Here is a 25,017-nt window from a genome sequence, read left to right on the forward strand (position 1 = left end):
CTCCGGCGACCGTCAAGAGAGGCCGCACACGGCCGCCGATGCGCGCGTCCGTCCGCGAAGTACGCCAAGTCCCTCCCCAGGACGTCGCTCTTGGTGGACGATGGAGTCCGGAGCGGAGCCGGCCCGTCACGGCCGGTGCGCACGTGTTTCGGTGCGCCGGGGAAGCGGCCGTCGGCAGAGAACGCCGGGGCACGCCCGGGGCCGGAGGGAGAACATGGTGGAGTCGGTGCCGGTACGCTGCCCGGCCTGCCGCCGTGACCATGCGTACAGCCCGCCGGCCTACCCCTGTCCGTGCGGCGCACCGACCGCCCCGCCCCTGCTCCCCGGCGCCCGGGTCGTGCCGATCACCCAGCGCACCTGGAAAGACGACTGGGTGACGGTGCGCTGCCCCGCCTGCGGACGCCGGGACCAGTGGCCGCAGCCGGAGCTGTGCTGCCCGTGCGGGACGGTGCTGCGCATCCCGGTCCGGCCGGTGACGGCTCCCGACGACAGGCCCGGCCCGGCCGGCCCCTCGCACATCCCGCTGCCGCGCACGGCCCCGGCGCCCCGGCCCGCGTTCCGCGCCGTCGCCATCCACGGCGCGGGCGACGCGCTGGCGACCGCGGCCCGGTATCTGCGGTGGCTGGGCTACCAGGACGTGGCGCAGTCCCCGAAGCCCTCCCCCGCCCGGATCGACCTGCGGGCCACCGGGATCGTCGCCCGGGTCGACACGGTCACCCGCCCGACCGCCCTGCGCGATGTCGAGTGCCTCTGGCTGCACGCGCTCAGCGCGTCGGTCACCGGCGTCTTCTTCTCGCTCTCGGGTTACGCGCCGGACGCCTCGGCGCGCGCCGAGGGCCTGGGCATGCCGCTCTTCGTGACGGACCCGGCGGGAACCCCGCAGCCGGTCAACAGCCCGGCCGATGAGCTGCTCAGCACCGGCGCCTGAGGCGACATACTGACGGTATGCGCATCCGTACCGCCCGCACCGCCGACCTCCCGCTGCTCCAGGACATCGAACGTGCCGCCGGCGAACCGTTCCGCACCCTCGGCATGACCGCCATCGCGGACGACGACCCTCCGGCACTCGGGCTGCTGGACGACTACCGCCGGGCCGGCCGCGCCTGGGTGGCCGCGGACCGGGACGACCGCCCGGCCGGCTATCTGATCGCCGACCTGGTCGACGGGGCCGCCCACATCGAGCAGGTCTCCGTGCACCCGTCCGCCGCGCGACGCGGCCTGGGCAGCGCGCTCATCGACCATCTCGCCGGATGGGCGGGCGAGCGCGGTCTGGTCGCGCTCACGCTCACGACCTTCTCCCACGTCCCCTGGAACGCGCCGTACTACGCCCGCCTCGGCTTCCAGACCCTGGGCGACGGCGAACTCACCGACGGGCTGCGGAAGATCAGGGCGCAGGAGGCCGAACACGGCCTGGATCACTGGCCGCGGGTCTGCATGCGGCGCGAGATCCCCCGCTCCGGGCACCTCCGGCAGCTCACCGGAGCCGACCGGCAACAGTGAGTGCAATCGGTCACGTTCGGGCCAGGGGGCCACAAATGTTCGGCCCGCTGTCAGTGGTGGGCCTTAAAGTAGTGCGCATGGCTTTAACTCCACGGAACACACCTGACGACCGGCCGCGCGCGACTCGGCCGGCGCCCCCGTCCGCCGCCCGGGCGAACGAGGCGATACGGGCATTCGTGGACGCGCGCGCCGGCCAGGACTGGTCCTCCGTGGAGTCCGCCGCCTACGAAGTGCTGCTGATCGAGTGGGCGGCCGCGACCCGGGGCGGCACCGGCGACATCATCGAGGCCGCCTGACCGCGCCCGGGGCGTTCGGGCCCTACTGCCCGTAACCCTCCCGCAGTTCGATCTTCCGGACCTTCCCGCTGACCGTCATCGGGAAGGCGTCCAGGATCCGCAGCAGCCGCGGGATCTTGTAGTGCGCCAACTGCTCGCGGCAGTAGTCCGTCACCTCGTCCAGGGTCGGCGGGTCCGCCGGGCTCCTCGGGATCACGCAGGCCAGGATCTCCTCGCCGTAGGTGTCGTCCGGCACGCCCACCACCTGCACATCCGCGATCTTCGGGTGGCCGTAGAGGAATTCCTCGATCTCCCGCGGATACACGTTCTCGCCACCACGGATGATCATGTCCTTGATGCGGCCGACGATCTCCACGTAGCCGTCCTCCCGCATCACCGCGAGGTCCCCGGTGTGCATCCAGCGGCCGGCGTCGATGGCCTCCGCGGTCCGCTCGGGCTGCTCCCAGTAACCCAGCATCACGCTGTAGCCGCGGGTGCACAGTTCGCCCGCCACACCGCGCTGCGTCGTCACCCCGGTCACCGGGTCGACGACCTTGACCTCGATGTGCGGCATCACCCGGCCGACGGTGCCGGTGCGGCGCTCCAGGTCGTCGTCGCGGCGGGTCTGGGTGGAGACCGGCGAGGTCTCCGTCATGCCGTAGCAGATGGACACCTCGTCCATGTGCATCTCGGCGACGACCCGCTTCATCACCTCGACCGGGCAGGGGGATCCGGCCATGATGCCGGTGCGCAGCGAGGAGAGGTCGTACGAGGCGAAGTCCGGCAGATTCAGCTCGGCGATGAACATGGTGGGGACGCCGTAGAGCGAGGTGCAGCGCTCCTGCTGCACGGCGGCGAGCACGGCTGCCGCCTCGAAGGCGGGGGCCGGGATCACGATGCAGGCGCCGTGCGAGGTGATGCCGAGGTTCCCCATGACCATGCCGAAGCAGTGGTAGAAGGGGACCGGCAGACAGACCCGGTCCTGTTCCGTGTAGGCGACCAGCTCACCCACGAAGTACCCGTTGTTGAGGATGTTGTGGTGGGAGAGGGTGGCGCCCTTGGGGAAGCCGGTGGTGCCGGAGGTGTACTGGATGTTGATCGGGTCGTCGCAGGAAAGCTCCGCCTCGCGGGCGGTGAGTTGATCCGGCGTCACGGCTGTGGCGGTGGCCAGCAGTTCGTCCCAGGACGGGTCGCCGATGTAGTGCACGGCGCGCAGTGCGGGGCAGTCGGCGCGGACCTGGCCGACCAGGGCGCGGTAGTCGCTGGTGCGGTGCGAGAGCGAGGAGACCAGGAGCGAGATCCCGGCCTGCTTCAGCACGTACTCCAGCTCGTGCGCGCGGTACGCCGGGTTGATGTTGACCATGATGGCGCCGATGCGGGCGGTGGCGTACTGCACCAGCACCCACTCCGGGCAGTTGACCGCCCAGATCCCGACCCGGTCCCCCTTGGCCACCCCGGACGCCATCAGGGCTCGGGCCAGTTGATCGACGGCGGCGCCGAACCCGGTGTACGTCCAGCGTCGCCCGGACGCGACGTCCACGAGGGCCTCGCGGTCGCCGAACGCCTCGATGGCGCGGTCGAGATTGCGGCCTATGGTGTCGCCGAGGAGCGCCGTGGTGCCGGTGCCGTGCGCGTAGGAGAGCTCGCTCATCGCAGATCCCCCTCGTCGTACTCGGTGCCGGTTCCCTTGGCGGTGCGCTCGCGGAGTTCGATGCGGCGGATCTTGCCGGAGACGGTCTTGGGCAGCTCGGCGAACTCCAGCTTGCGGATCCGCTTGTACGGGGCGAGGACCGAGCGCGAGTGCTCGAACAGCACCTTCGCGGTGTCCGGGCCGGGCTCCCAGCCCTCCGCGAGTACGACGTACGCCTTGGGGACGGAGAGGCGGACCGGGTCGGGGGCGGGAACGACCGCCGCCTCGGCGACCGCCTCGTGCTCCAGCAGGGCGCTCTCCAGCTCGAACGGCGAGATCTTGTAGTCGGATGCCTTGAACACGTCGTCGGCACGGCCGACATAGGTGATGTAGCCGTCCGCGTCGCGCGAGCCGATGTCGCCGGTGCGGTAGTAGCCGCCCGCCATGGCCTCGGCCGTGCGGTCCGGGTCGCCGTGGTAGCCGGTCATCAGGCCCACCGGGCGGCCGGACAGATCGAGGGAGATCTCGCCCTCGGCAGCGCCGGGTTCACCGGTGACCGGGTCCAGGAGCTCGACCTTGAAGCCGGGGCTGGGCCGCCCCATCGAACCGGCCTTCAGCAGCTGGCCCGGGGTGTTGGCGACCTGGACGGCGGTCTCGGTCTGGCCGAATCCGTCCCGGATGGTGACGCCCCAGGTGCGCCGCACCGTCTCGATGACCTCCGGGTTCAGCGGCTCACCTGCCGCGACGACCTCGCGCGGCGGGGTCTTCAGCTGGGAGAGGTCGGCCTGGATCAGCATCCGCCAGACGGTGGGCGGGGCGCAGAAGCTGGTGACGCCCGAGCGGTCCATCTCGGCCATCAGCCGGCCCGCGTCGAAGCGGGTGTAGTTGAAGATGAAGACGGTCGCCTCGGCGCTCCAGGGCGCGAAGAGGTTCGACCAGGCGTGCTTGGCCCAGCCGGGTGAGGAGATGTTGAGGTGGACGTCCCCGGGCTTGAGGCCGATCCAGTACATCGTCGCCAAGTGGCCCACGGGATAAGAGACATGGGTGTGCTCGACGAGCTTCGGGCTGGCGGTCGTACCGGAGGTGAAGTAGAGCATCAGCGGCTCGTCGGCGTCGGTCTCCCGGTCCGCCTCGAAGGTCTCCGGCTGCTCGTCGGCTCCGGCGTACGAGAGCCAGCCGGGCACCTCGGCGCCGACCGCGATCCGGGTGTAGTCGCCGGGCACCTCGTCGAACTTCGCGGTGTCGGCGTCCCGGACCAGGACGTGCCGGACCCGGCCGCGCTCCACCCGGTCGCGCAGGTCGACCGGGCCCAGGAGCGGGGTGGCGGGGATGACGACGGCGCGCAGCTTCATCGCGGCGAGGGCCGTCTCCCACAGCTCGACCTGGTTGCCGAGCATGACGAGGATCCGGTCCCCGGCACGCACGCCCTGGGCGCGCAGCCAGTTCGCGGCCCGGTCGGAGCGGGCGGACATCCGGGCGAAGGACACCTCGGTGCGGCTGCCGTCCTCCTCCACGATGTGCAGGGCGGTGCGGTCGTTGTTCTCGGCGATGACGTCGAACCAGTCGAGAGCCCAGTTGAAATGGTCGTTCCTGGGCCAGCTGAAGCCCTCGTAGGCCGCGTGGTAGTCCTCGCGGTGCTTCAGCAGAAAGTCCCGGGCGGCCCGGAACGTTTCCGTCGCGCTGGTTGCCGACATGTGCCCTCCTCATTGCGGACCGGACCGGTCACTTAACATCATGTAAACAGTGACCCAGGTCTCACCACCCCCGAACGGGGGTGCAGCGAGGGGGTGGCCGAGCCCCCCGGAGCCGGGCAGGGAGGCGTCAGCGTGCCGGAATCCGTCGATGCGGTCGAAATGCAGGCGGCGCTGCTGCGGCTGCGCCGGAGCAGCGGGCTGCCGGTGGCCTTCGGCGGGCTGCTCGCCGATGCCCGTCATGCCCGGATCGCCGAGCTGAACGGGGCGCAGACCAGCGTGCTGCGCGGGCTCGTCATCTCGGCGGGCAGCGGGCTCGGCGGCAAGGCGATCGCGCTGTCCCGGCCGTGCGCGGTGACCGACTACCACTCCTCGCGCCACATCAGCCACGAGTACGACCTCGCGGTCGCGGCGGAGGGCCTGCGCTCGGTGGTCGCGGTGCCCGTCGTGGTGCGGCGCAAGGTGCGCGGTGTGCTGTACGGGGCGCTGCGCGAGCCGATCACGCTCGGGGACCGCACGTTCGACGCGGCGGTCGCCGCCGCCCGCGATGTGGAGCAGGCCCTGGTGGTGCGGGACGAGGTGCAGCAGCTGCTGTCGGTGACCCGGGAGCAGGTCACGGACCCGAGGGCGGCCCCGGAGGCCTGGGAGGACGTCCGCGAGGCCCACCGCGAGCTGCGGGCCCTGGTCCCGAAGGTCGTCGACCCGGCCCTGCGCGACGAGCTGCTCACGGTGTGCGGGCTGCTCGCCTCGGCGGCCGGGGACCGCACCCCCAGGCCCTGCGCGGTCCAACTGGCGCCCCGCGAGCTGGACGTGCTGGCCTGTGTGGCGGCGGGAGCGACGAACGCGGTGGCGGCGGAGCGGCTCGGGCTGCGGCCGGAGACGGTGAAGGGCTATCTGCGTTCGGCGATGCGCAAGCTGGGCGCGCACACCCGGCTGCAGGCGGTGGTGGCGGCCCGGCGCGCGGGGCTGCTGCCGTAGCCGTGGCCGCGGGGCCCCGCCCGGTTCACTCCCCGAAGTCGACGAACGTCCCGAACCGGATGTCGTACCCGTCGGAGCCGCCCGCCGAAGGCGCCATGACGGCGAGCGTCCGTGCCGCCTCCTCCGTGACCGCGTCCCGCTCGGCCCGGCCCAGCCCGCCGAGCGGCTGCACGGTGAGCGCCGCCGGGCCGGTGCCGTCGCCCAGCCGCCAGATCGCCGCGAGGAATCCGTCGACGAGCACCGTCCCGTACGACTGATTGCCCTTCCCGTTGCGCCCCCGGTACCGCGACGGGATCACCCGGGTGCGGTCCGCGTGGCCGAGGAGCACATTGTCGAACTCGGGCAGGAAGCGCGGCGGGGCCGGGGTGTCCTCGTCCGGGCGCGGGGCGTCCGGCAGGTCGAAGAGCTCGGCCCCGTTCTCGTCCCGGAAGGTGACCAGCCGCGGCCGCAGCCGCTCGAAGACCTCCCGCAGCCGGGTCAGCCCGGCCCAGGTCTGCATGTCCCGCACCGAGGCCGGCCCGAAGGCACCGAGGTAGCGCAGCACCGTGGCGTCGGGCGCGGCGGCGGGCTGCGGCGGGGCACCGAGCCAGTGCTCGGCGGTGGTCAGCGTGACCTGGCCGCTCCTGCCCCACACCCCGCGCGGGGTCACCTGGACCAGCGGCAGCAGGCAGCGGGCGGCCACGCCCAGCGACTGCGGATCCGCGGCGGGCCACTCGTCGAGCAGCGCCTCGCGGATCTCCTTGGGCGTACGGGGCCGCTCCTCGACAAGCCGCCTGCTGACCGAAGCGAGCCGGTCCCGGTCCACCCCCACGAGTCCTCTGCGGAAGGTGTTGAGCTCCCGGTCACGGGCCGGCTGGACCAGCGGGCGCAGGGTGAGCGCGTCGGCGGCGGTGTGCAGGTGGAGGGTGGAGCGCAGGGTGACGATACGGACCGCCTCGCGGGACTCCATCAGACCGGCGAGCTCGGCCGGGTCGAAGCCTTCGAGGCGGGCGCAGAGCTGGTAGTAGGGCGGTTCGGTGTTCTGTGCCTGGAGGCCGACCAGGTGCTCCACGGCGTCCTTCGCGGACATCGCGGTGCGGCGCAGCAGCAGCTGGCGCTCCAGCGTGGCGCGGTTCAGCGCGCGCGGGGACAGCACCGCGGGTGCGGCGGGGTTCTTCCTGACGGCCATGGGTGCACGCTACGCGGCCTTGCGGACAGCTTCGGTCCTCTTCGGGCTTGTGCTCCGGTCGGTGACCCCGCCATGCCGCCGTGTCGCAGGACCCCGGATCGGGGGGCGGGCGCCCGCATCATGGACCGGTGATCAGTGTCCTGTTCGCCGTCCTCACCGCGCTCAGCAACGGCGCCGCCTCCGTGCTCCAGCGCCGTGCCGCCCGCACCGTCCCCGACAGCGAGGTGATGCGCCTGTCACTGATCGGGCACCTGGTGCGCCAGCGGCTGTGGCTCGCCGGGATCGGTCTGGTGATCGTCGCGGCCGTCTGCCAGGCGGTGGCGCTGGCCACCGGGCCGATCGCCGTGGTCCAGCCGATCTTCGTGATCGAGCTGCCCGCCACGCTGCTGATGGCCGCGTTCGTCATGCGCGTCCGGCTGCCCCAACGGGTCCGGTACGGGGTGGCGGCCGTGACGCTCGGGCTGGCCCTGGGCATGGCGTCGGCGGCCCCCGCCGGCGGCAGTACGAGCGTGCACGGAGCTGCCTGGATCCCCGCGCTGATCCTGACCGGGCTCTTCGAGGCCGCGCTGATCGGCTCGGCCCTGGGCAGCCGCGGCAACACCCGGGGCGCGCTGCTGGGCCTCGCCGCCGCGTGCGGGTACGCCCTGACGGCGGCGCTCATGAAGGACGCGATGGCACGGCTCGAAGGGGGCGGCGGGGCGGTGGCGCTCCTGACCTCCTGGCAGCTGTACGCCACGGCGGCGGCCGGGGTGGGCGCCCTGTTCCTCCTCCAGAACGCGCTCCAGGCGGGCACGCTGGTCGCCGTGCAGCCGATGCTGACCCTCGGGGACGCGCTGATCAGTGTGGTGTACGGGGTGACGCTGTTCGGCGAGGAGCTTCGCACCGGGTGGTGGGTGCTGCCGGAGCTGGTCGCGCTCGCTCTGATCACAGCGGGCTGTGTCGAGCTGGCCCGTTCCCCGCTGGCGGCCGGAAACGCGGCCCCGCCCGCGCGCCGGGTCAAGTGAGCGGGCCGTCGCCGCCCCGGCCGCCGGGCGCGGTGATTGCTCCCGACCGGGTCGCGCCGCCCGACCGCTCGGGGCTATCCTCCGGTCGAGCCATGTGCGGTGTACGGGCAAGGGGCCCGGTTCTTCCCTGGGGGTCGGTGTGGTTTCTGGTCGTGTCGTGCGGTTCGACGGAGCTCGGGGTTACGGCTTCATCGCACCCGATCACGGGGGTGAGGACGTCTTCCTCCATGTCAACGACATGCTGATCCCCGAGTCCTACGTACACACGGGTACGGCGGTCGAGTTCGAGATCGAGGACGGTGACCGGGGTCTGAAGGCGTCGTCCGTCCGGCTCGCCGAGGGGCCCGACGGGAAACCGCTGACTCCGCCGAGGCCCGTGGCCGTCACCGCTTCCGGGGCGCCCGACGACGACACCCTGTGCGATGTGCTCAGCGCGGCCGAGTACACCAGGGACGTGACCGACGTCCTGCTGGAGTCCGCACCTTCGCTGACGGGCGCTCAGATCCTGCAGATCCGGCGCGGGTTGCTGCAGTTCGCCAAGAACCACGGCTGGACCGAGGGCTGACGGACGCAGGGGTTCAGCCGCTCGGCTCCCGCACCACCAGCGGGGTGCCGAGCACCTGGTGTCCGCCGCTGGCCAGCATGCGCACCTCGCCGTGGTCGCTGATCTCGGCGCGCACGATCCCGGTCTCGTCCTCGTAGATCGGGAAGCCGCCCGCCCCCGACTGTGCTGTGCGCCGGACGGTCACCGTGTCGTCCTCCACCGCGGACGCCTGAAATACCAACTGGTAGCTCTCCGGGTAATCCATGACCGTTCTCCGTTGTGGATGGGGCAGGGCATGTTGCGCCCGCATCTTCCATGGTCCCTCCGACCGGCCCTCGGCGCCCGAGCAGCGGCCCTCCCCCGCCCGAGACCGTTATCCTGAAGCCATACGGGCGGTTCGACAGCACTCGGGTGCATACCGCAGGAATGATCCCCTTTTCTCCCGAGTCGTGTGCACGGCATGCACGCCCAAGATCCCCTGATTCGGGAAGGGACGACGCCATGATGAATGCCGACAGGGGAGACGATGTCTACCAGCCCCAGCAGCCGGAGGCCTCGGACCTCACCGAGCAGCTCGACATCGAGGACACCCTGGACGACCGGCAGCTGACCGACGCGCTCGACGAGGGCTACTCCCCGCCCGAGCGGCCGTGGGCGGTGGAGGACCGGGGCACCACAGCCGCCGAACAGTGCGACGGCGAGTCGCTGGACGGCCGCCTGGCCCGCGAACTGCCCGAGTCCTCCGACACCGTCGGCGACGGTCTCGGGGACCTGCCCGACGGCGACGGCGAGCTCTGGGACGCGGAGGTCGGCACGGTACGCGCCGGCCGGCTCACCCGGCAGCTGGACATCGACGAGCCGGACACCATGGCGGGCGAGGACGTGGGGATCGACGGGGCCGCCGCGTCGGCGGAGGAAGCCGCCATGCACGTGGTGTCGGACGGCCGGATCTGACACGGCGCCTCTCCCCGCCCGGCCGCGCGTGCCATTACCCCGGAGGTAATCGACGCCCTCCGCGCCTTCGGACATCGTGTTCCTCACCAGCACACGAGAGCCCGGCCCGGAAGCCGGGACACGAGGAGAGGGCAGCACGATGACCGCATACGACGAGGCCGTTCAGCGCTACTTCGCCGCCTGGAACGCGGCCACCGACGAGGAGCTGGCGAAGGCCGTCGCGGCCGCCTTCACCGAGAACGCGACCTACACCGACCCGCTGGCCGATGTGAGCGGCCACGAAGAGCTCGCGGCCACGATCGACGGAGCCCATCAGCAGTTCCCCGGCTTCGAGTTCCGGCTCTCCGGCACGCCGGACGGACACCACGACATCGTGCGCTTCGGCTGGGAGCTGGTCTCCACCGCCGACGGCTCGGCGCCGGTCGCCGGTTCTGATGTGATCGCCCTCGCCGACGACGGCCGCATCACCTCGGTCAGCGGGTTCCTCGACCGGGTGCCCGGCGTCTGAAAGCCCGCCGGATGCCCGGGGGCGGGCCCGGCACCGCACCACCCGGCCCGGGCCGACCCACGCCGGGCCGGCCCGCCTCAGGCCGGCTCGTCGAGGAACTTCCCGCCCTCCAGAAGGGTCTTGAGCGTCGAGATGATCGCGACCCAGCCGTCGCTGACGCCCTCCAGCATCCTGCTGCCGGGGTCGTCGAAGCCGTCATGGGTGAGCGTCAGCTTGATCCCCAGCTCGGGTTCCTCGGCCGGTTCGATGTCGAAGGCGACCTTCGACCGCTCCCGGACGGCCCGGTCCCACTCCTCGTCCGAGGCGAAGTCGAACATCTGGCGGTGCATGGGCTGGAGGGTGTGCCAGGTGTACGCGAGCCGCTTGCCGGGCTCCGCCGCCAGGACCCGCTGTCCGACCTCCTCGAACTCGCCGTCCGGGTCCATCTTCCAGCGGACCGGTGCGCCGGGCTCCCAGGTCGAGTCGGGGCCGTAACCGCCCATGTAGATCTTGATGAGCTCGGGGTCGGTCAGCGCGTGGTAGAGCTTCTCGGCGCTGGTCTGGATGTAGATGGCGTAGACGAACTCAGGCTTGTCCATGACAGTTCCTTCCTACGGGGTGTCGGCGAAGTCCCGTCCCGCGGGTGTCTGCGAGGTCCGCGACTGTGCCGGGAGCGCGGCGAGGCCGGGGGCCGGCTCCAGTGGGCGGTCGGTGAAGAAGCGGGCCGCGAGGTCCGCGACATCGTCCGGACGCTCCAGGACCACCCAGTGGTCGGACTCCCCGATCGTGACGAACCTGCTGCCCTCGATCGTGGCCGCGAAGGAGCGCTGCCGCTCAGGCGAGGTCACCGTGTCGTGCTCACCCGCGAAGACCAGGGCCGGTACGCCGGTCAGCCCGCCGGAGAAGTCCGGGCGGTGCCCCAGCGCCCGGTGCAGCGACCGGGCTGCGTGCGGGGAGTGGGTGAGGGCGTAGAGGAACGAGCGCCTCACATAGCGTCGCGCCAACTCCCCTCGGTGCACCCTGCGTTCGGGGTCCTGGCACATCAGCACCCCGGCGGCCAGCCCGGCAAGCCCTTCCAGGTCACCGGTCTCCAGCCGGTCGACGGCGCGGCCCCAGCGGTTGCGCTGGTCGTCGGTGATGTGGGCGGGCACCCCGCCGAGCATCAGCCGGGCGATCCGGCCGGGGTGCTGCTGTGCGCAGCCGAAGGCGATCGAGGTGCCGTAGGAGAATCCGAAGAGGTTGGCCCTCGGTACGTTCAGATCGTCGATGATCCCGGTGACGGCGGCGTGCAGGACGTCGTCACCCGCACCGGGCGGGAGCGGGTCCGCGTCGCCCATGCCGGGCAGGTCGGCGGTGATCACGGAGGCGAGCGGCCCGAGATGGTCGTCCATCTGCGGCCAGCCGTACATGCCCTGGAGCGCGCCGCCGAGAATGATGACCGGTTCGGTGCGCGGTGAGGGCTGTCTCAGGACCCGGTAGCCGTAGCGCAGCCCGTCCACCGTCAGGGTCCGGATGATCTCGTCGGCCATGGTGGTTCGCCTGCCTCTTGGGTTTCCGGGTCAGGCCCTGGTGAGAACGAGTGCGGCGTTGTGTCCGCCGAAACCGAGCGAGGTCTTGACGGCCGCGTCGAACGTTCCCGGCCGGGCCTCCTTGCGCACCACTTCGACGGGGATCGCGGGGTCCGGGGAGTCGAGGTTCACGGTGGGCGGTACGAGCCGGTGCTCCAGCGCCAGCACGGTCAGCGCGGTCTCGATGCCTCCGGCGGCCCCCAGTGTGTGTCCGGTCATCGCCTTCGTCGAGGTGACCAGGGGGTGTTCGCCCAGGACCCGGTGCAGCATCGTTCCCTCGATGAGGTCGTTGGAGACGGTCGAGGTGCCGTGGGCGTTGACATGGCCGATGTCGCGGGCCGCGACTTGGGCGTCCGCGAGCGCGAAGCGCAACGCCCGCTCGATGCCCAGGCCCTCGGGGTCCGGGGCGACGGCGGAGTAGGCGTCGCTGGAGGCGCCGTAGCCCGCGATGTGCGCGCGGACGGTGGCGCCGCGGGCCAGGGCGTGTTCCGGCCGTTCCAGCACCAGGAGCCCGGCGCCCTCGCCGACCACGAAGCCGTCCCGGTGGGTGTCGAAGGGGCGGCAGGCCGCCTCCGGTTCGTCGCGCCGGGTGGAGACGGCCTTGAGCTGGCAGGCGCTGGCGATCAGCAGCCGGGAGCAGACCGACTCGGCGCCCCCCGCGATGACGATGTCGCAGGCCCCGGTGCGGAGCATCTGGTGGGCGGTGCCGATGGCGACGGTGCCGGAGGAGCAGGCGGTGGACACCGCCTGGCTCGGGCCGAGGGCACCGAGGTCGGTGGCGACGCTGCTGGCCGCGCCGTTGACGACGGTGAGCGGGGCGAGCTTCGGGGAGACCCGGCGTGCGCCGCGTTCGATGAGGGTGGTGTGCTGCTCGTCGTAGAAGGGCAGTCCGCCATGGGCGGAGCCGATGACCACCGCGACCCGTCCGCCGTCCCAGACCGAGGGGTCGAGTCCGGCGTCGGCGACGGCCTCACGGGCCGCGATGACGGCCAGTTGTGAGAAGCGGTCCATCAGCCGTGCGGTCGCCACGCCGAGCAGCCCCCGGGGGTCGAGGCCGGCGATGGTGTACATGAAGTCGCAGGGCAGGTCGTGGAGTTCGGGCCGGTGCGGCACCGACGGGGCGGTCGATGCCTCGCACACCGTGCGCCAGGTCGTTTCGGTCCCGATGCCCGCGGCGGTGACCATGCCGATCCCGGTGACGGCGGCGGCGAACGGCTCGGGGCGGTACGGGCGGCCCGTCACGCGGCTGCCTTGCGGTGCACCATGTCGACGAGCCTGCCGACGGTGTCCCGCGAGGTCAGCTCGACGTCGTCCAGGTCGACGCCCATCCGCTCCTCGATGATCAGCCGCAGCTCCTCCAACGCCAGCGAGTCGAGGCTGAGGTGACGGAGCGGCACCTCGGGCTGGATGTCGAGGGGGTCGGTGCCGAAGTTCGCCACCAGCAAGGTGCTGATCTCTTCTGCCGTGCTCATGCGGCGCTCCTGCGTTCTCGTACGCGGTGACGCCCTGCCGCGTGAGGTGTGAGTGCCATCGGGGGACGCCGGCTGGTCTCCGGAGGAACCATTTATACGCCTTCGCGAAGGTGAAGCCGGTCCGTGTTCCCCCATGTGGTGGGCTGCTGTCCAGGTGTGCGATTTCGGCGGTTCACGGCGACCGGCTCCAGGGGGCCGCGGCGGCCGTCACGATGGCGGGAGCGAACCCGCTCGGGCACCCTCCTCGAACCCTGCCGACGGGCCTCCCCGGCCGGTGCCCGGCCCGTACACTCCGCGATCATGACGATCGACACGCCCCATGCCGACGGGCCCGCGCTCTTCCCGACGATGTCCACCATGCGCGCGATGCGCCGCCTGAGGCCGGAACCGGTGCCGGACGAGACGCTGGAGCAGCTCATACAGGCCGCCGTCTGGGGCCCCAGCGGCGGCAACATGCAGTGTTACGAGTACGTCGTGGTGACCGACCGCGAGATGATGGCCCGTCTGGCGCCGCTGTGGAAGCGGTGCGTGGACGCCTATCTGGCGACGACCGGGAAGTACACCCCGAAGGGCATGGACGACGCGGCGTACGGCCGGATGGTCGCCGCGATCGAGTACCAGCGCGACCACTTCGCCGACACCCCGGCGCTGATCGTGCCCTGCTACCGGTTCCCGGAGCCGCGCCTGGACGAGGAGGGGCTGCTGGCCTCCGCGCGGGCGCTCGGCCCGGCCGCGACCGAGCGGATGGCGAACACCCAGACGCGCTTCCAGGCCCTTGCCGAGGGCTCCTGCGTCTACCCGGGCGTGCAGAACGTCCTGCTCGCCGCGCGGGCCCTGGGGCTCGCGGCGAACATCACCATCTGGCATCTGATGCTGGAGCAGGAGTGGAAGGAGGTCCTCGGCATCCCCGAGGACATGCACACCTACGCCGCGATTCCGGTCGGATGGCCGCAGGGCAGCTTCGGCCCGGTGCGGCGCCGCCCGGTGGCCGACGTCATCCACCGCGACCGCTGGTAGGGCGGACCCACCGCCGGTCCCGCCCGGTGACGGTCCATCCGCTCGCCGGGAAGGCCGCCGGATTCCCATCAACTCCGTTGGAGTGAAGGGCGGTTCGACACACCGAGCAGATGATTGTCATGCCCTGAACAGATGGATACGCTGAGCGGGCTTCACGGCCCTCGGCCCACCCCACTCGGGCCCGGGGGCCGTCCTCTTTCCCCCCACCGAGCAGGAGCAGGTATGCCCAGCCGCGCCGCCGCCCACACAAAGGGCCGCGCATCCGTCCTGGCGGCCCTCACCGCCACCGTCCTGACCGTGACCGGCACGCCGGCCTTCGCCGCTCCGGACGACGGCCACCCGATGGACCGGGCGTTCGAGCGGGCCGCCGCGCGGTTCGACGTGCCGCGCGATCTGCTCGCCGCCGTCGGTTACGGCGAGACCCGGCTCGACGGCCACTCCGGACGCCCCAGCCAGGCCAACGGCTTCGGTGTGATGCATCTGGTGAGCAACCCCACGAACCGGACGCTGGAGCAGGCCGCCGCCCTCACCGGCAGGACGCTCACCGAGCTGCGCACCGACACCGGGGCCAACATCCTGGGCGGCGCCGCGGTGCTGCGCGCCTACGCGGACAAGCTCGGTCTCGACGCCCGGGACCGCGACGACATCGACGCCTGGTACCCGGCCGTCGCCCGGTACGGCGGTGCGCAGGGCTCCGCCGCCGCCCTCTACGCCGACACCGTCTACACCTTCCTGGCCTCCGGGCTCGACGCGGTCGTCCCCGGCGGCGAGCGGATCTCGGTGACGAGCCGTCCGGTCGCCCCGCACAAGGGTGCGCTCGCCGCCTCCGACGTACGCACCCAGAGCCCCGACTACCCGTCCGCGCTGTGGGTGCCCGCCGACCCGAACAACTTCGCGGCGGGCCGCTCGGCGAAGATCGACAAGGTGGTCGTCCATGTCACGCAGGGCTCGTACGCGGGCTCGATCAGCTGGTTCCAGAACCCGGCCTCGGAGGTGAGCGCCCACTACGTGGTGCGCTCCTCCGACGGCGAGATCACCCAGACGGTGCGCGACAGCGACACCGCCTACCACGCCAGGAGCGCCAACTCCTCGTCGCTCGGGATCGAGCACGAGGGGTTCATCGACGACCCGTCCTGGTTCACTGACACGATGTACCGCTCGTCCGCGGCCCTGACCAGGTCACTGTGCGACCGCTACGGGATCCCCAAGGACCGGGCGCACATCATCGGGCACAGTGAGGCACCGGGCAACGACCACACCGACCCCGGGCCCTACTGGGACTGGAACCGCTACATGGAGCTGGTCGGCGGGGACAACGGCGGCGAGAGCGGTGACCGGCTGAGCTTCACCTCGTACGCGACCCAGCAGAGCGGCGCGACGGGCGCCCAGGTCAAGGCGGTCCAGCAGCTGCTGAACGACCAGGGCTACTCCGCGGGTGCCGTGGACGGCAGCTTCGGCCCGGCCACGAAGACCGCGGTGACCGCGTACCAGGCGGCCCGCGGGCTGAACGCCGACGGGGTGGTGGGCCCCAGAACGTGGACCGCGCTGCTGTCGGCCGGCGCCACGCCGAGCCTCCAGCAGGGCGCCTCGGGCGACGGGGTCAAGCGGCTCCAGCGCGCGCTGACCGCCGCGCTCGGCTCGACGGTGGGCATCGACGGCAGTTTCGGCCCGGCCACGGTGACGGCGGTGCTCAGCTACCAGACGAGCCGGGGCCTGACGGCCGACGGCATGGTGGGTCCGGACACCTGGGCGGCGCTGCAGACGGGCCGCTGACGGACGTCCGCGCAGGTGGGGCGGGGCGGAGCGGGTACGGCCCGCCCCGCCCCACGCGCACTCCCGCCACGACGACGGCCCTGACCTCGGGAGCCATGTCACGTTCAGGTAACCTGCCGGAAACCCTTGACGTTTCTCCTGGCGCGTTCTTAACCTCACTGCGTAGTTCGCATTCCTTGCAGTTCACGTGCTGCGGCGCTTTCCGCAGTGTTTTGACAGGCACAGACATAGACCACCTGTCGGTGGTTTCGTCATGCCTGTTTTCTTGTGCTCCCCGTGCCGCCGATGGGTCTTCCTCGAAGGCGGATTCATGGCACAACGTCCGAGCGTCAAAGGCGTCGCCGACGTCGTTGCGCTCATCGATGGGCTGGGAAAGATCACCGGCCGGGCGCAGGTCATCTGGTTTCTCGTGTTCGGCGGGCTGTTCCTCGACGCCTACTCGAACGCCGCGCTGAGCGCCGGTCTGGGACCGATGACGTCCCAGATGGAGCTCACCAGCACGCAGGTCTCGATCCTCACGGCCACCGCTCCGGCCCTGGCGATCATCTTCAACCCGGTCGGCGGCTGGCTCGCCACCCGGATCGGCCGTGTTCCCCCGCTGCTCATCGCCAAGGTGTTCGCGATCGCGGGCGCCCTGCTGGCCGCCTTCGCCGGTGACTTCACCGTGGTCTGGCTCGGCCGGGTCCTGGTGGGTGTCGCGTACGGCATCGACTTCGCCGTCGCCATGGCGCTGCTGGCGGAGTACACGCCCGCGAAGCTGGGCGGCCGGCTGAACCTGTGGCAGGCCGTCTGGTACGTGGCCACCACCAGCAATCTGGCGCTCGCCCTGGTCTTCTTCAACCTTGACGTCGGCGCGGACATCTGGCGCTGGTCGGTCGGCTCGGCCGCGGTCGTCGCCGCCGCCCTGCTGCTGGGCCAGTGGCTGATGCTGCGGGAGAGTCCCACGTGGCTGGCGAGCAAGGGCCGGCTGGACGAGGCCGTGGTCAACCTGGACCGGATCTACGGCATCCGGGCCGTCGCCGGGAAGCCGGACGAGGCGACCCGCGCCGCCACCGAGGCGCCCGCCATCGGCTTCCGTCAGGCCGGGCTGCTGTTCAAGGGCGAGTACCTGCCCCGGACGGTCCTCTCCTCGGTCATCTCGCTCGGGCAGTCGATGCAGTACTTCGCGGTCGGCTGGTACCTCCCGCTGATCAGCCTGACGATCTTCGGCGAGAGCTTCGAGAAGGCCACGATCGGCTCGATGGTCTTCAACGCCTTCGGTATCGCGGGCGGTCTGCTCTCCGCGTACTTCGGCCGCCGGCTCGGACTGCGGCTCAGCTCCGCCGCCGGTTTCGCCGGGGTGTTCGTGGCGCTGCTCGCGATGGGGCTGACCTTCGAGAAGGTGCCCACGGCCGTGGCGTTCCTGCTGCCGGTGCTGTTCATCCTCTGCCACTCGGCGGGCCCCGGCGCCAACGGCAAGTCCATCGCCGCGCTCTCGTACAGCAGCGATGTCCGCGCGCTGGGCACCGGCGTCACCGGGATGGTCGGCAGCTTCGGAAGTGTCGTCGGGCTGTACGTCTTCCCGCAGATCAAGGACTCTCTCGGGCTCGCCGACACCTTCCTCGTGCTCTCCGTCGTGCCGCTGCTCGGCCTGATCACCTGTCTGGCGATCAAGTGGGATCCGACGAAGGCCGCTTCCCCCGACGAGGCCGCCGGGCAGGACCGGGCCGCCGTCGCCGCGCCGGCCGGCTCACCGGAATCCGCCGGATCCGTGACCGCGCGCTGACCGGCCGCCGGGCCCGCCGGACCACACGATGGTCCCCACCCCTCCCCGTTTCCCCGCACGGCTCGCTCGCGATGCTCGCAATGAAAGGGCTGCAATGACGCAGACGTTCCCCGGCGCCGCCGCACGGCGCGGTGTGCTGTCCATCGACGAGGGCACCACGGGTACCCGGGCCGGAGTCGTCCTCGACTCCGGCGCCGCCCACGAGGTGTTCTACCGGTCGATCAAGGTCAGCCATCCGGACGACCTCTCGGTCGAGCAGGACCCGATGGAGATCTGGACCGCCACCGTCGAGGTGGCGCGCCGGGCCGTCGGCCGGGCCCGCGAGGAGGGCATCGAGATCACCGCGGTGGCGCTGTCCACCCAGCGGGCGACCGCGATGCTGTGGGACCGGGTGACCGGGCGGCCGCTGCTGCCCGCGGTGGTGTGGCAGGACCGGCGGTACGCGGCCGACCTCACCTCGTACGAGGCGGAGTGGGACACCGCCCTGCTGGCCCGCCAGGGCCGGCCGGTCGGCGCCCGCGCACCGTTCCTCTGGGCCGCCCGGCAGATCGCCGCGCACCCGGAGGTGGCCGCCGCGCACCGCGAGGGCCGGCTGCTCTTCGGTACCGTCGACACCTGGCTGATCTGGCGCCTCACCGGCGGCGCCGTGCACGCCACGACGCCGACGAACGCCGCCTCCACCGGTGGCTATCTGCTCCAGCGGCACGCCTGGGACGAGGAGTGGATCGGCCATCTCGGCTTCCCCCTCGACCTGCTCCCTGAGCTCCGCTCCGACGACGCCGGATTCGGCACCACCGACCCGGCCGCCCTCGGCATCGCCGTCCCGCTGGCCGCTTCCATGGGCGACCAGCACGCCGCACTCGTCGCGCTCGGCGGTCTCGCCGCCGGGCAGGGCATGTGCGTCTACGGGACCGGCGCCTTCGTCGACGCGGCGACCGGCACCACGCCCGCCCTGCCCCGGCCGGACATCTCCGGGGTGCTCGCCCAGCCCGGCCGGCGGCAGGGCGACATCAGCCACTACAGCCTGGAGGCGTACACCTCCACGGCGGGCTCGGCGCTGAACTGGCTCTGCGACGACCTGGGCCTGTTCGCATCGCCGAAGGAGCTCGGTGAGGAGGCGGGCCGGGTCCCCACCCGGCCGGGCCGCACCCCGCGTTTCGTCCCGGCACTCGCCGGGGTCCGTACGCCGGTCTGGCACCCGGAGGCCACCGCCGCCCTCACCGGGCTCACCCTCGCCACCACCCGCGCCGATCTCGCCCGCGCCGTGCTCGACGGGATCGCGCACTCGGTGTGCGACCTGATCGACGGCGTCGCCGACACCATGGGCACCCCGTTCACCCGGCTCCGGGTCGGCGGCGGGGTCTCCGGCAGCGACCCGCTCATGCAGACCCAGGCCGACCTGACCGGCCTGCCGCTGGAGCGGGTCTCCGACTCCGCGACCGCCAGCCTGCGGGGCACCGCGTATCTCGCCGGTGTCGCGCGGGGCCTGTGGTCCTCGCTCGAAGAGGTCGTCGAGGCACAGCCGCTCGGCCGGATCTTCGAACCCGCGATCACCGCGGCCGAACGCACCGCCCAGCGGTCCGCCTGGCGCGACGTGCTGATCGCCCACCTCGGCGATCCCGCGCTGCTCCCCCTGAAGAACCCCGAACCTCGCACCCCCCACTGACGGCCCCCCGACCGTCACCCGGCGGCCGGTACCGACCATGCGGCCGCCGCACCGAAACACCAGGAGTTGATGTTGTGATCACCATGCCCGCCCGGAAGCCGCGGCGCAGCGCCGCGGCGACCCGCCGAACGCCCCTGCTGCTCGACCGGGCAGCCCTCAAGCGCCGGCTGGCCGACGACACGTACGACGTGCTCGTCATCGGCGGCGGCATCACCGGGGCGTACGCCGTACTCGACGCGGCCTCGCGCGGGCTGCGCGCGGCGCTGATCGAGAAGGACGACTTCGCCTCCGGAACGTCGTCGAAGTCCTCGAAGATGGTGCACGGCGGCCTGCGCTACATCGAGCAGGGCAACGTCAACCTGGTCCGCCACTCGCTCCTGGAGCGGCACCGTTTCCGGAAGAACGCCCCGCACCTGGTGCACCGGCTGCCGTTCCTCTTCCCGATCCTGGAGAAGGAGGGCATCTTCGACGCCCGTCTCGCCAAGGGCTTCGAGGGGCTGCTGTGGACGTACGACCTGGTCGGCGGCTGGCGGATCGGGAAGCTGCACCAGCGGCTCACCGTTCCGGAGGTCCTCGCGCAGGCGCCGACGCTGCGTGCGGAGAACCTCAAGGGCGGGCTGATGTACTTCGACGCCCGTACCGATGACGCCCGCCTCGTCCTCACCATCGTCCGGACCGCCGCCGCGCTCGGTGCGACGATCCTCAACGGTGCCAAGGCCGAGGGGCTGCTGATGCAGGCGGGCAGGGTGGCCGGTGCCCGGGTCTCGGCGGACGGCGACAGCTTCGACATCCGTGCCCGGGCCGTCGTCAACGCCACCGGCGTATGGACCGACGAGCTCGACGCGAAGGCGGACGACGGCCACCGGCCGCAGGTCCGGCCCGCCAAGGGCGTCCACATCGTGGTGCCGTGGGACAAGGTGCGGATCAACTGCACGGTCACCGTGCCGATCCCCGGCCGGGCCCGCCGCGCGACCTGCACCCGCTGGGGCAACAGCGTCGTGCTCGGCACCACCGACGAGGACTACCAGGGCTCCCCCGACGATGTGCACTGCACCCGCGAGGAGATGGACTTCCTGCTGGAGGGCGCCAACACCGCCTTCGAGGGGAAGCTCACCCCGGACGACGTGGTCGGCTCCATCGGCGGTCTGCGCCCGCTGGTCGGCGGCAAGGAGGGCGCGACCCTCGACATGCGCCGCGACCACCACATCACCGTGGGCCGCACCGGCATGGTGACGGTGACCGGCGGCAAGCTCACCACCAGCCGGCACATGGGCGAACTCGTCATCGACAAGGTGATGACGGTCCTCGGCCGCAAGGCGAGGAGCCGCACCACCGACCTCCCGCTGCTCGGCGGCGCCGGTTACGACGCCGAGGCCGTCGCGGCCTCCGGTGGCATCGCCGCCCACCTCGGCGAGCGCTTCGGCACCGAGGCCCGCTTCGTCGGCGACCTGATCCAGGACGACCCGTCGCTGGCCGAGCCGATCGTCGCGGGACTCCCGTACACCAAGGCCGAGGTCGTGTACGCGGCCCGCGCCGAACTGGCCCGCTCGGTCGACGACGTGCTCTCGCGCCGGATGCGCGCCCGGCTGTTCGCCCGGGACGCGTCCGCCGACGCGGCGGAGGCCGTCGGCGCGATCCTCGGCCGGGAACTGAACCTCACTCAGGCCGAGGTGGAGCGCTCGGTCACCGAGTACCTCGCAGCCGTCCGTCACGAAAAGTCCGTACTCCTCGAAGGGGCAGCAGCATGATCAGCCGTCAGACCATCACCCACCCGTTCAACCGGGGCAACTACACGATCGGCGCCCCCAGCTTCGCCAAGTGGGCGCAGAACACCCCGATCGGCGACGGCGAGGCCGCCCTCCAGGTGGACCCGGTCGAGGTCCCCGAGACCGTGATCGAGGCGCTGCGCGAGGCCGCGCACGCGGTGCACACCGCCCGCGAGGAGGTCGTCACCCGGACCCGTGACTGGTGGGCCGGCTCGATGATCGGCGAGACCGAGGGCCGTCCCGCGACGCCGGACGCCGTGATCGTGGAGGCGGCCGACGCCGACCAGGTCGCGGCCGTGCTGCGGATCTGCCACGAGGCGGGCATCCCGGTCACCCCGTCGGCCGGCCGCTCCAACGTCACGGGCGCGGCGCTGCCGGTCTTCGGCGGCGTCGTCCTGGACGTCTGCGGACTGAACGGGATCACCGCCTTCGACGCCGAGTCCAACATCGTGGATGTCCAGGCCGGCATGTTCGGCGACCTCTTCGAGAAGCAGCTCCAGGAGGAGTACGGCGTCACCACCGGGCACTGGCCGTCCGCGTTCGCCGTGTCCACGGTCGGCGGCTGGATCGCCTGCCGCGGCGCCGGTCAGCTCTCCACCCGGTACGGCAAGATCGAGGACATGGTCGTCGGGGTGGACGTCGTGCACGCGGACGGCACGCGTGCCACCTACGGCGACTACGCGCGCGCCGCGGTCGGCCCGGACCTGCGCCAGCTGTTCGTCGGTTCCGAGGGCACCCTCGGTGTCATCGTCTCGGCCCGGCTGCGGGTCCATCCGCTGCCGGAGTACGCCGACGCCGTCGCGTTCGGCTTCAAGACCTTCGCGGAGGGCCTGGACGCCTGCCGCAGGATCATGCAGCGCGGTGCGACCCCGGCCGTGCTGCGGCTGTACGACGCCCTGGAGTCGGGCACCCACTTCGGTCACCCGGAGACCAACCTGCTGCTCGTCGCCGACGAGGGCGACCCGGCCATCGTCGACGCCTCGATCAAGGTGGCCAGGGAGGTCTGCGAGGAGTACGGCCCGGAGCTGGACAGCAAGGCGGTCTTCGAGCGCTGGCTGGACGAGCGGATGCTGGTCGGCAAGTCCGCGGACGGTTTCAAGCCCGGTCCCGGCTTCGTCGCCGACACCCTGGAGATGGCCGCGTCCTGGACGGACCTGCCGGCGATCTACGACGAGGTGGTCGCCGCGATCCAGTCGGTGCCCGGCACCCTGGCCGCCTCGGCGCACCAGTCCCACGCCTACACCGACGGTGCCTGCGTCTACTTCTCGCTGCGCGGCGACGTGGCTCCCGAGTCGCGCCGCGACTGGTACCGCTCGGTGTGGGACGCGGCCAACGCCGTACTGATCGAGCACGCGGCGGCGCTCAGCCACCACCACGGCTGCGGCCTGCTGCGCGGCCCCTACCTGGAGGAAGCCCTCGGGGCGGGCTTCGCGACGTTCGTCGCGGTGAAGAAGGCCCTGGACCCGGCCGGCATTCTCAACCCTGGCAAACTGGGCCTTCCCAGCCGATTCGGTACGTCTCCGCTGAGCTGACCGCAGGGTCTCAGCAGCCACGAACCCCTTCCCCAGGCAGGCCCTTGCCATGACCCCTTCCCCCTCCCGGTCCGGTGCCCCGCTCGACCCCCGGCTCACCGCGGCGTTCGCCGAGGTGCCGGTCGTCGCGTCGGTCGTCGGCACCCAGCCGCTGCGGCAGTTCCTGACCGCACCGGCCAAGGTGTGCATCCTCGCCTCGTTCGCCGTGGGGCAGCTGCCCCAGGTCGTGCCGGCGCTGGGCCGGGCGGGGAAGACCGTGTTCGTGAACGTGGACAGCAGCCCCGGTCTGGCTCAGGACCGGGGCGCGCTGGAGTTCATCAAGAACATGGGCGCGCACGGCGTGGTAAGCACCCGTCTCTCCCTCATCGAGAAGGGCCGCCCGCTCGGCCTGCTGACGATGATGAAGGTGTTCGTCACCGACCGGTCCAATCTGCGCCGCTCCACGGACGCGATCTCGCGCGGGGCGCCGGACCTGGTCGAGATCATGCCCGCCCCGATCATCGCCCGGATGAGCGCGCAGGCCCAGCGCGCGATGTCCCCGTCGGTGGCCGCGGGCTTCGTGGAGACCGCCGCGGACGTCGCGCTCGCGCTGGCCCTCGGGTCGGCCGCGGCCGCCACGTCCGACCCCCGCCTCTGGCATCTGCGCCGGGACCAGCTGCCGCCGGTCCCGCCCGCCGCCCTGAAGAGGCCCGCCCCACCCCAGGAGTAACCCCCATGACATACGTGGTCGTAGCCCGTTACCGCACCAAGGAGGGCGAGGAGAACACCGTTCTTCCGCTGCTCGACACGATGGCCGCCGCCTCCCGCGAGGAGCCCGGCAATCTCGCCTACCGGGTCCACCAGGGCACCGAGGACCCGAGGGCGATCGTGCTGTACGAGGAGTACGCCTCCGAGGCCGACTTCACCGCGCACTGCGCCACCCCGCACTTCCAGGAGATCGTGCTCGGCAAGGTCGTCCCGCTGCTGGAGAGCCGTGACGTGCTGCGCTGCGCCCCGCGTCCGGAGGCGGTCGCGTGAAGACGCGTGCGGTGGTGCTGCGCGGGACGTCGACGGCCCGCCCGTATTCCGAGTCCCGTCCGGTCGAGGTGGAGGAGCTGGAGCTGGGCGCCCCGCGCGAGGGCGAGGTGCTGGTCCGCATCGCGGCCGCCTCGCTCTGCCACTCGGACCTCTCGGTGGTCAACGGCGACCGGGTCCGTCCGCTGCCGATGGCGCTGGGCCACGAGGCGGTGGGTGTCGTCCAGGACACCGGACCGGGCGTCGGCCGGGTCGCCCCCGGTGACCATGTGGCACTGGTCTTCGTACCGAGCTGCGGCTTCTGCGGCGACTGCGCGGCGGGCCGCCCGGCCCTGTGCGCACAGGCCGCGGCGGCGAACGGTTCCGGCGCGCTGCTGCACGGCCCCTCGCTGCTGACCGATGCCTCCGGCGCCCCGGTCCATCACCAGCTGGGTGTCTCGGCGTTCTCCGAACACGCGGTGCTGGCCCAGGAGTCGGTGGTCCCGATCCCCAAGGACATCCCGTTCGCCGTGGCCTCGATGTTCGGCTGCGCGGTCCTGACGGGCGCGGGCGCCGTCATCAACACGGCGGCCCTGCGTCCGGGGCAGTCGACGGTGGTCTACGGCCTGGGCGGGGTGGGCCTGTCCGCGGTGCTCGGCGCCCGTGCGGCCGGCGCGTACCCGGTCATCGCGGTCGACCCGGTCCTGGAGAAGCGCGAGCTGGCGCTCCGGCTGGGTGCCTCACATGCGTACGCCCCCGACGACGCGGTGCGGCAGATCCGCGAACTCACCTCCGGTGGCGCAGAGTTGGCGGTGGAGGCGGTGGGCAGCCCCAAGGTCATGGCCGAGTGCCTGAGCGCGGTGGCCCGGGGCGGCAGGGTCGTCTCGGTGGGCCTGCCCGCTCCCGACCGGGTGCTGGAGGTCCCGGCCCTGGCGTTCGCGGGCGAGGGCAAGTCCCTGCTGGGCTCGTACATGGGCGACGCGGTGCCGCGCCGCGACATCCCGAGGTTCCTGGAGCTGTGGCGGGCGGGCCTGATGCCGGTGGAGCTGATGCACACGGGCACGCTGCCGCTGTCCGACATCAACACGGCGATGGAGGAGCTGGCTTCCGGCCGGGCGATCCGTCAGGTCATCGACACCTCGGGCATGCTGAACGCCTGACGCCCGAGCCGTGCCGCGGCCGGCGGCGCCCCTGCCCCTCGGCGATCACCCGCCCGGCGTCGAGCACGCAGACC

Annotated in this window: 25 protein-coding genes; 17 read left to right on the top strand and 8 right to left on the bottom strand. The window is 72.0% G+C overall.

Features of this window, described 5'->3' with window-relative positions:
- Positions 1–217: 217 nt before the first annotated feature.
- The 3 genes from ACFVH0_RS35265 (at position 218) to ACFVH0_RS35275 (ending at position 1,796) form a co-directional block, all read left to right on the top strand.
- Positions 218–928, top strand: coding sequence for a hypothetical protein (locus tag ACFVH0_RS35265; RefSeq protein WP_385827035.1), 711 nt, complete (start codon positions 218–220; stop codon positions 926–928).
- Positions 929–945: 17 nt separating this feature from the next.
- Entirely contained in the window at positions 946–1,500 is a 555-nt protein-coding gene (locus ACFVH0_RS35270) for a GNAT family N-acetyltransferase (RefSeq protein WP_385826993.1), read from the top strand.
- A 77-nt stretch (positions 1,501–1,577) separates the two neighbouring features.
- Positions 1,578–1,796, top strand: coding sequence for a hypothetical protein (locus tag ACFVH0_RS35275; RefSeq protein ID WP_259930576.1), 219 nt, complete (start codon positions 1,578–1,580; stop codon positions 1,794–1,796).
- Positions 1,797–1,818: 22 nt separating this feature from the next.
- Here ACFVH0_RS35275 and ACFVH0_RS35280 read toward each other — a convergent pair whose 3' ends face one another.
- Together ACFVH0_RS35280 and ACFVH0_RS35285 are read right to left on the bottom strand one after the other, a co-directional pair.
- A complete protein-coding gene (locus ACFVH0_RS35280; RefSeq protein ID WP_385826995.1) occupies positions 1,819–3,426 on the bottom strand; it encodes an AMP-binding protein in 1,608 nt (535 codons plus the stop codon).
- The gene (locus ACFVH0_RS35285) at positions 3,423–5,099 is read right to left on the bottom strand and encodes an AMP-binding protein (protein WP_385826996.1); all 1,677 of its coding nucleotides are present in this window, start codon (positions 5,097–5,099) and stop codon (positions 3,423–3,425) included. The genes ACFVH0_RS35280 and ACFVH0_RS35285 overlap by 4 nt, the downstream gene beginning before the upstream one ends.
- 132 nt (positions 5,100–5,231) lie before the next feature.
- Here ACFVH0_RS35285 and ACFVH0_RS35290 point away from each other — a divergent pair, with 132 nt between their 5' ends.
- Complete coding sequence (locus tag ACFVH0_RS35290; protein WP_385826998.1) at positions 5,232–6,074, top strand: response regulator transcription factor; 843 nt, start codon at positions 5,232–5,234, stop codon at positions 6,072–6,074.
- Between the two features lie 25 nt (positions 6,075–6,099).
- Here the strand turns inward: ACFVH0_RS35290 and ACFVH0_RS35295 are convergent, their stop codons facing one another.
- The gene (locus ACFVH0_RS35295; RefSeq protein WP_385827000.1) at positions 6,100–7,242 is read right to left on the bottom strand and encodes a winged helix DNA-binding domain-containing protein; all 1,143 of its coding nucleotides are present in this window, start codon (positions 7,240–7,242) and stop codon (positions 6,100–6,102) included.
- 128 nt (positions 7,243–7,370) lie between these two features.
- On the opposite strand from ACFVH0_RS35295, the gene ACFVH0_RS35300 reads away from it, so the two are divergent.
- Both ACFVH0_RS35300 and ACFVH0_RS35305 read left to right on the top strand, forming a co-directional pair.
- Positions 7,371–8,246: a DMT family transporter gene (locus tag ACFVH0_RS35300; RefSeq protein WP_385827002.1), complete on the top strand. Its 876-nt coding sequence runs from the start codon at positions 7,371–7,373 to the stop codon at positions 8,244–8,246.
- A 139-nt stretch (positions 8,247–8,385) separates the two neighbouring features.
- Entirely contained in the window at positions 8,386–8,811 is a 426-nt protein-coding gene (locus ACFVH0_RS35305) for a cold-shock protein (protein ID WP_385827004.1), read from the top strand.
- Between the two features lie 13 nt (positions 8,812–8,824).
- On the opposite strand, the gene ACFVH0_RS35310 is transcribed toward ACFVH0_RS35305, so the two are convergent.
- Complete coding sequence (locus tag ACFVH0_RS35310) at positions 8,825–9,055, bottom strand: DUF6296 family protein (RefSeq protein WP_385827006.1); 231 nt, start codon at positions 9,053–9,055, stop codon at positions 8,825–8,827.
- Positions 9,056–9,291: 236 nt separating this feature from the next.
- On the opposite strand from ACFVH0_RS35310, the gene ACFVH0_RS35315 reads away from it, so the two are divergent.
- On the top strand, positions 9,292–9,744 hold the full coding sequence (locus tag ACFVH0_RS35315) for a DUF5709 domain-containing protein (RefSeq protein ID WP_385827008.1): 453 nt from the start codon (positions 9,292–9,294) through the stop codon (positions 9,742–9,744).
- Positions 9,745–9,883: 139 nt separating this feature from the next.
- On the top strand, positions 9,884–10,252 hold the full coding sequence (locus ACFVH0_RS35320; protein ID WP_385827010.1) for a nuclear transport factor 2 family protein: 369 nt from the start codon (positions 9,884–9,886) through the stop codon (positions 10,250–10,252).
- Positions 10,253–10,329: 77 nt separating this feature from the next.
- Here the strand turns inward: ACFVH0_RS35320 and ACFVH0_RS35325 are convergent, their stop codons facing one another.
- Genes ACFVH0_RS35325 through ACFVH0_RS35340 form a run of 4 tightly spaced genes read right to left on the bottom strand, consistent with a single transcriptional unit; the run spans position 10,330 to position 13,271 of the window.
- Positions 10,330–10,830, bottom strand: coding sequence for an SRPBCC family protein (locus ACFVH0_RS35325; RefSeq protein WP_385827012.1), 501 nt, complete (start codon positions 10,828–10,830; stop codon positions 10,330–10,332).
- Positions 10,831–10,842: 12 nt separating this feature from the next.
- Positions 10,843–11,760 carry an alpha/beta fold hydrolase gene (locus tag ACFVH0_RS35330; protein ID WP_385827014.1) on the bottom strand — a complete coding sequence of 306 codons (918 nt, stop codon included), beginning with the start codon at positions 11,758–11,760 and terminating at the stop codon, positions 10,843–10,845.
- Between the two features lie 30 nt (positions 11,761–11,790).
- Positions 11,791–13,041, bottom strand: coding sequence for a beta-ketoacyl-[acyl-carrier-protein] synthase family protein (locus ACFVH0_RS35335; RefSeq protein WP_385827016.1), 1,251 nt, complete (start codon positions 13,039–13,041; stop codon positions 11,791–11,793).
- Positions 13,038–13,271 (bottom strand): acyl carrier protein, encoded by a 234-nt coding sequence (locus ACFVH0_RS35340; protein WP_385827018.1) that lies wholly within the window; start codon positions 13,269–13,271, stop codon positions 13,038–13,040. The genes ACFVH0_RS35335 and ACFVH0_RS35340 overlap by 4 nt, the downstream gene beginning before the upstream one ends.
- Before the next feature lie 300 nt (positions 13,272–13,571).
- On the opposite strand from ACFVH0_RS35340, the gene ACFVH0_RS35345 reads away from it, so the two are divergent.
- From ACFVH0_RS35345 to ACFVH0_RS35385, 9 genes are all read left to right on the top strand, one after another.
- Positions 13,572–14,288, top strand: coding sequence for a nitroreductase family protein (locus ACFVH0_RS35345; protein ID WP_385827020.1), 717 nt, complete (start codon positions 13,572–13,574; stop codon positions 14,286–14,288).
- 222 nt (positions 14,289–14,510) lie between these two features.
- On the top strand, positions 14,511–16,061 hold the full coding sequence (locus ACFVH0_RS35350; protein ID WP_385827022.1) for a peptidoglycan-binding protein: 1,551 nt from the start codon (positions 14,511–14,513) through the stop codon (positions 16,059–16,061).
- A gap of 310 nt (positions 16,062–16,371) precedes the next feature.
- Positions 16,372–17,826 (top strand): MFS transporter, encoded by a 1,455-nt coding sequence (locus ACFVH0_RS35355; protein ID WP_385827024.1) that lies wholly within the window; start codon positions 16,372–16,374, stop codon positions 17,824–17,826.
- Between the two features lie 94 nt (positions 17,827–17,920).
- Positions 17,921–19,492, top strand: coding sequence for an FGGY family carbohydrate kinase (locus ACFVH0_RS35360; RefSeq protein WP_385827025.1), 1,572 nt, complete (start codon positions 17,921–17,923; stop codon positions 19,490–19,492).
- A 74-nt stretch (positions 19,493–19,566) separates the two neighbouring features.
- Complete coding sequence (locus tag ACFVH0_RS35365; RefSeq protein ID WP_385827027.1) at positions 19,567–21,240, top strand: FAD-dependent oxidoreductase; 1,674 nt, start codon at positions 19,567–19,569, stop codon at positions 21,238–21,240.
- The gene (locus ACFVH0_RS35370; RefSeq protein WP_385827029.1) at positions 21,237–22,790 is read left to right on the top strand and encodes an FAD-binding oxidoreductase; all 1,554 of its coding nucleotides are present in this window, start codon (positions 21,237–21,239) and stop codon (positions 22,788–22,790) included. Before ACFVH0_RS35365 ends, ACFVH0_RS35370 begins: the two co-directional genes overlap by 4 nt.
- A gap of 49 nt (positions 22,791–22,839) precedes the next feature.
- Positions 22,840–23,499 (top strand): glycerol-3-phosphate responsive antiterminator, encoded by a 660-nt coding sequence (locus ACFVH0_RS35375; RefSeq protein ID WP_259930594.1) that lies wholly within the window; start codon positions 22,840–22,842, stop codon positions 23,497–23,499.
- Between the two features lie 5 nt (positions 23,500–23,504).
- The gene (locus ACFVH0_RS35380; RefSeq protein ID WP_385827031.1) at positions 23,505–23,807 is read left to right on the top strand and encodes a putative quinol monooxygenase; all 303 of its coding nucleotides are present in this window, start codon (positions 23,505–23,507) and stop codon (positions 23,805–23,807) included.
- Positions 23,804–24,943, top strand: a complete 1,140-nt coding sequence (locus ACFVH0_RS35385) for a zinc-binding dehydrogenase (protein ID WP_385827033.1) — start codon at positions 23,804–23,806, stop codon at positions 24,941–24,943. Before ACFVH0_RS35380 ends, ACFVH0_RS35385 begins: the two co-directional genes overlap by 4 nt.
- The last annotated feature ends 74 nt before the right edge of the window (positions 24,944–25,017 follow it).

The organism is Streptomyces sp. NPDC127117, assembly GCF_042677325.1.
Lineage (GTDB): Bacteria > Actinomycetota > Actinomycetes > Streptomycetales > Streptomycetaceae > Streptomyces.

Excerpts from the sequence above, each read along its gene's own strand:
- ACFVH0_RS35270 (WP_385826993.1), top strand. The coding sequence starts at position 946 with ATGCGCATCCGTACCGCCCGCACCGCCGACCTCCCGCTGCTCCAGGAC.
- ACFVH0_RS35360 (WP_385827025.1), top strand. The coding sequence starts at position 17,921 with ATGACGCAGACGTTCCCCGGCGCCGCCGCACGGCGCGGTGTGCTGTCC.
- ACFVH0_RS35295 (WP_385827000.1), bottom strand. The coding sequence starts at position 7,242 with ATGGCCGTCAGGAAGAACCCCGCCGCACCCGCGGTGCTGTCCCCGCGC.
- ACFVH0_RS35370 (WP_385827029.1), top strand. The coding sequence starts at position 21,237 with ATGATCAGCCGTCAGACCATCACCCACCCGTTCAACCGGGGCAACTAC.
- ACFVH0_RS35345 (WP_385827020.1), top strand. The coding sequence starts at position 13,572 with ATGACGATCGACACGCCCCATGCCGACGGGCCCGCGCTCTTCCCGACG.
- ACFVH0_RS35280 (WP_385826995.1), bottom strand. The coding sequence starts at position 3,426 with ATGAGCGAGCTCTCCTACGCGCACGGCACCGGCACCACGGCGCTCCTC.
- ACFVH0_RS35310 (WP_385827006.1), bottom strand. The coding sequence starts at position 9,055 with ATGGATTACCCGGAGAGCTACCAGTTGGTATTTCAGGCGTCCGCGGTG.
- ACFVH0_RS35320 (WP_385827010.1), top strand. The coding sequence starts at position 9,884 with ATGACCGCATACGACGAGGCCGTTCAGCGCTACTTCGCCGCCTGGAAC.
- ACFVH0_RS35340 (WP_385827018.1), bottom strand. The coding sequence starts at position 13,271 with ATGAGCACGGCAGAAGAGATCAGCACCTTGCTGGTGGCGAACTTCGGC.
- ACFVH0_RS35285 (WP_385826996.1), bottom strand. The coding sequence starts at position 5,099 with ATGTCGGCAACCAGCGCGACGGAAACGTTCCGGGCCGCCCGGGACTTT.
- ACFVH0_RS35315 (WP_385827008.1), top strand. The coding sequence starts at position 9,292 with ATGATGAATGCCGACAGGGGAGACGATGTCTACCAGCCCCAGCAGCCG.
- ACFVH0_RS35375 (WP_259930594.1), top strand. The coding sequence starts at position 22,840 with ATGACCCCTTCCCCCTCCCGGTCCGGTGCCCCGCTCGACCCCCGGCTC.
- ACFVH0_RS35380 (WP_385827031.1), top strand. The coding sequence starts at position 23,505 with ATGACATACGTGGTCGTAGCCCGTTACCGCACCAAGGAGGGCGAGGAG.
- ACFVH0_RS35355 (WP_385827024.1), top strand. The coding sequence starts at position 16,372 with ATGGCACAACGTCCGAGCGTCAAAGGCGTCGCCGACGTCGTTGCGCTC.
- ACFVH0_RS35275 (WP_259930576.1), top strand. The coding sequence starts at position 1,578 with ATGGCTTTAACTCCACGGAACACACCTGACGACCGGCCGCGCGCGACT.
- ACFVH0_RS35325 (WP_385827012.1), bottom strand. The coding sequence starts at position 10,830 with ATGGACAAGCCTGAGTTCGTCTACGCCATCTACATCCAGACCAGCGCC.
- ACFVH0_RS35330 (WP_385827014.1), bottom strand. The coding sequence starts at position 11,760 with ATGGCCGACGAGATCATCCGGACCCTGACGGTGGACGGGCTGCGCTAC.
- ACFVH0_RS35350 (WP_385827022.1), top strand. The coding sequence starts at position 14,511 with ATGCCCAGCCGCGCCGCCGCCCACACAAAGGGCCGCGCATCCGTCCTG.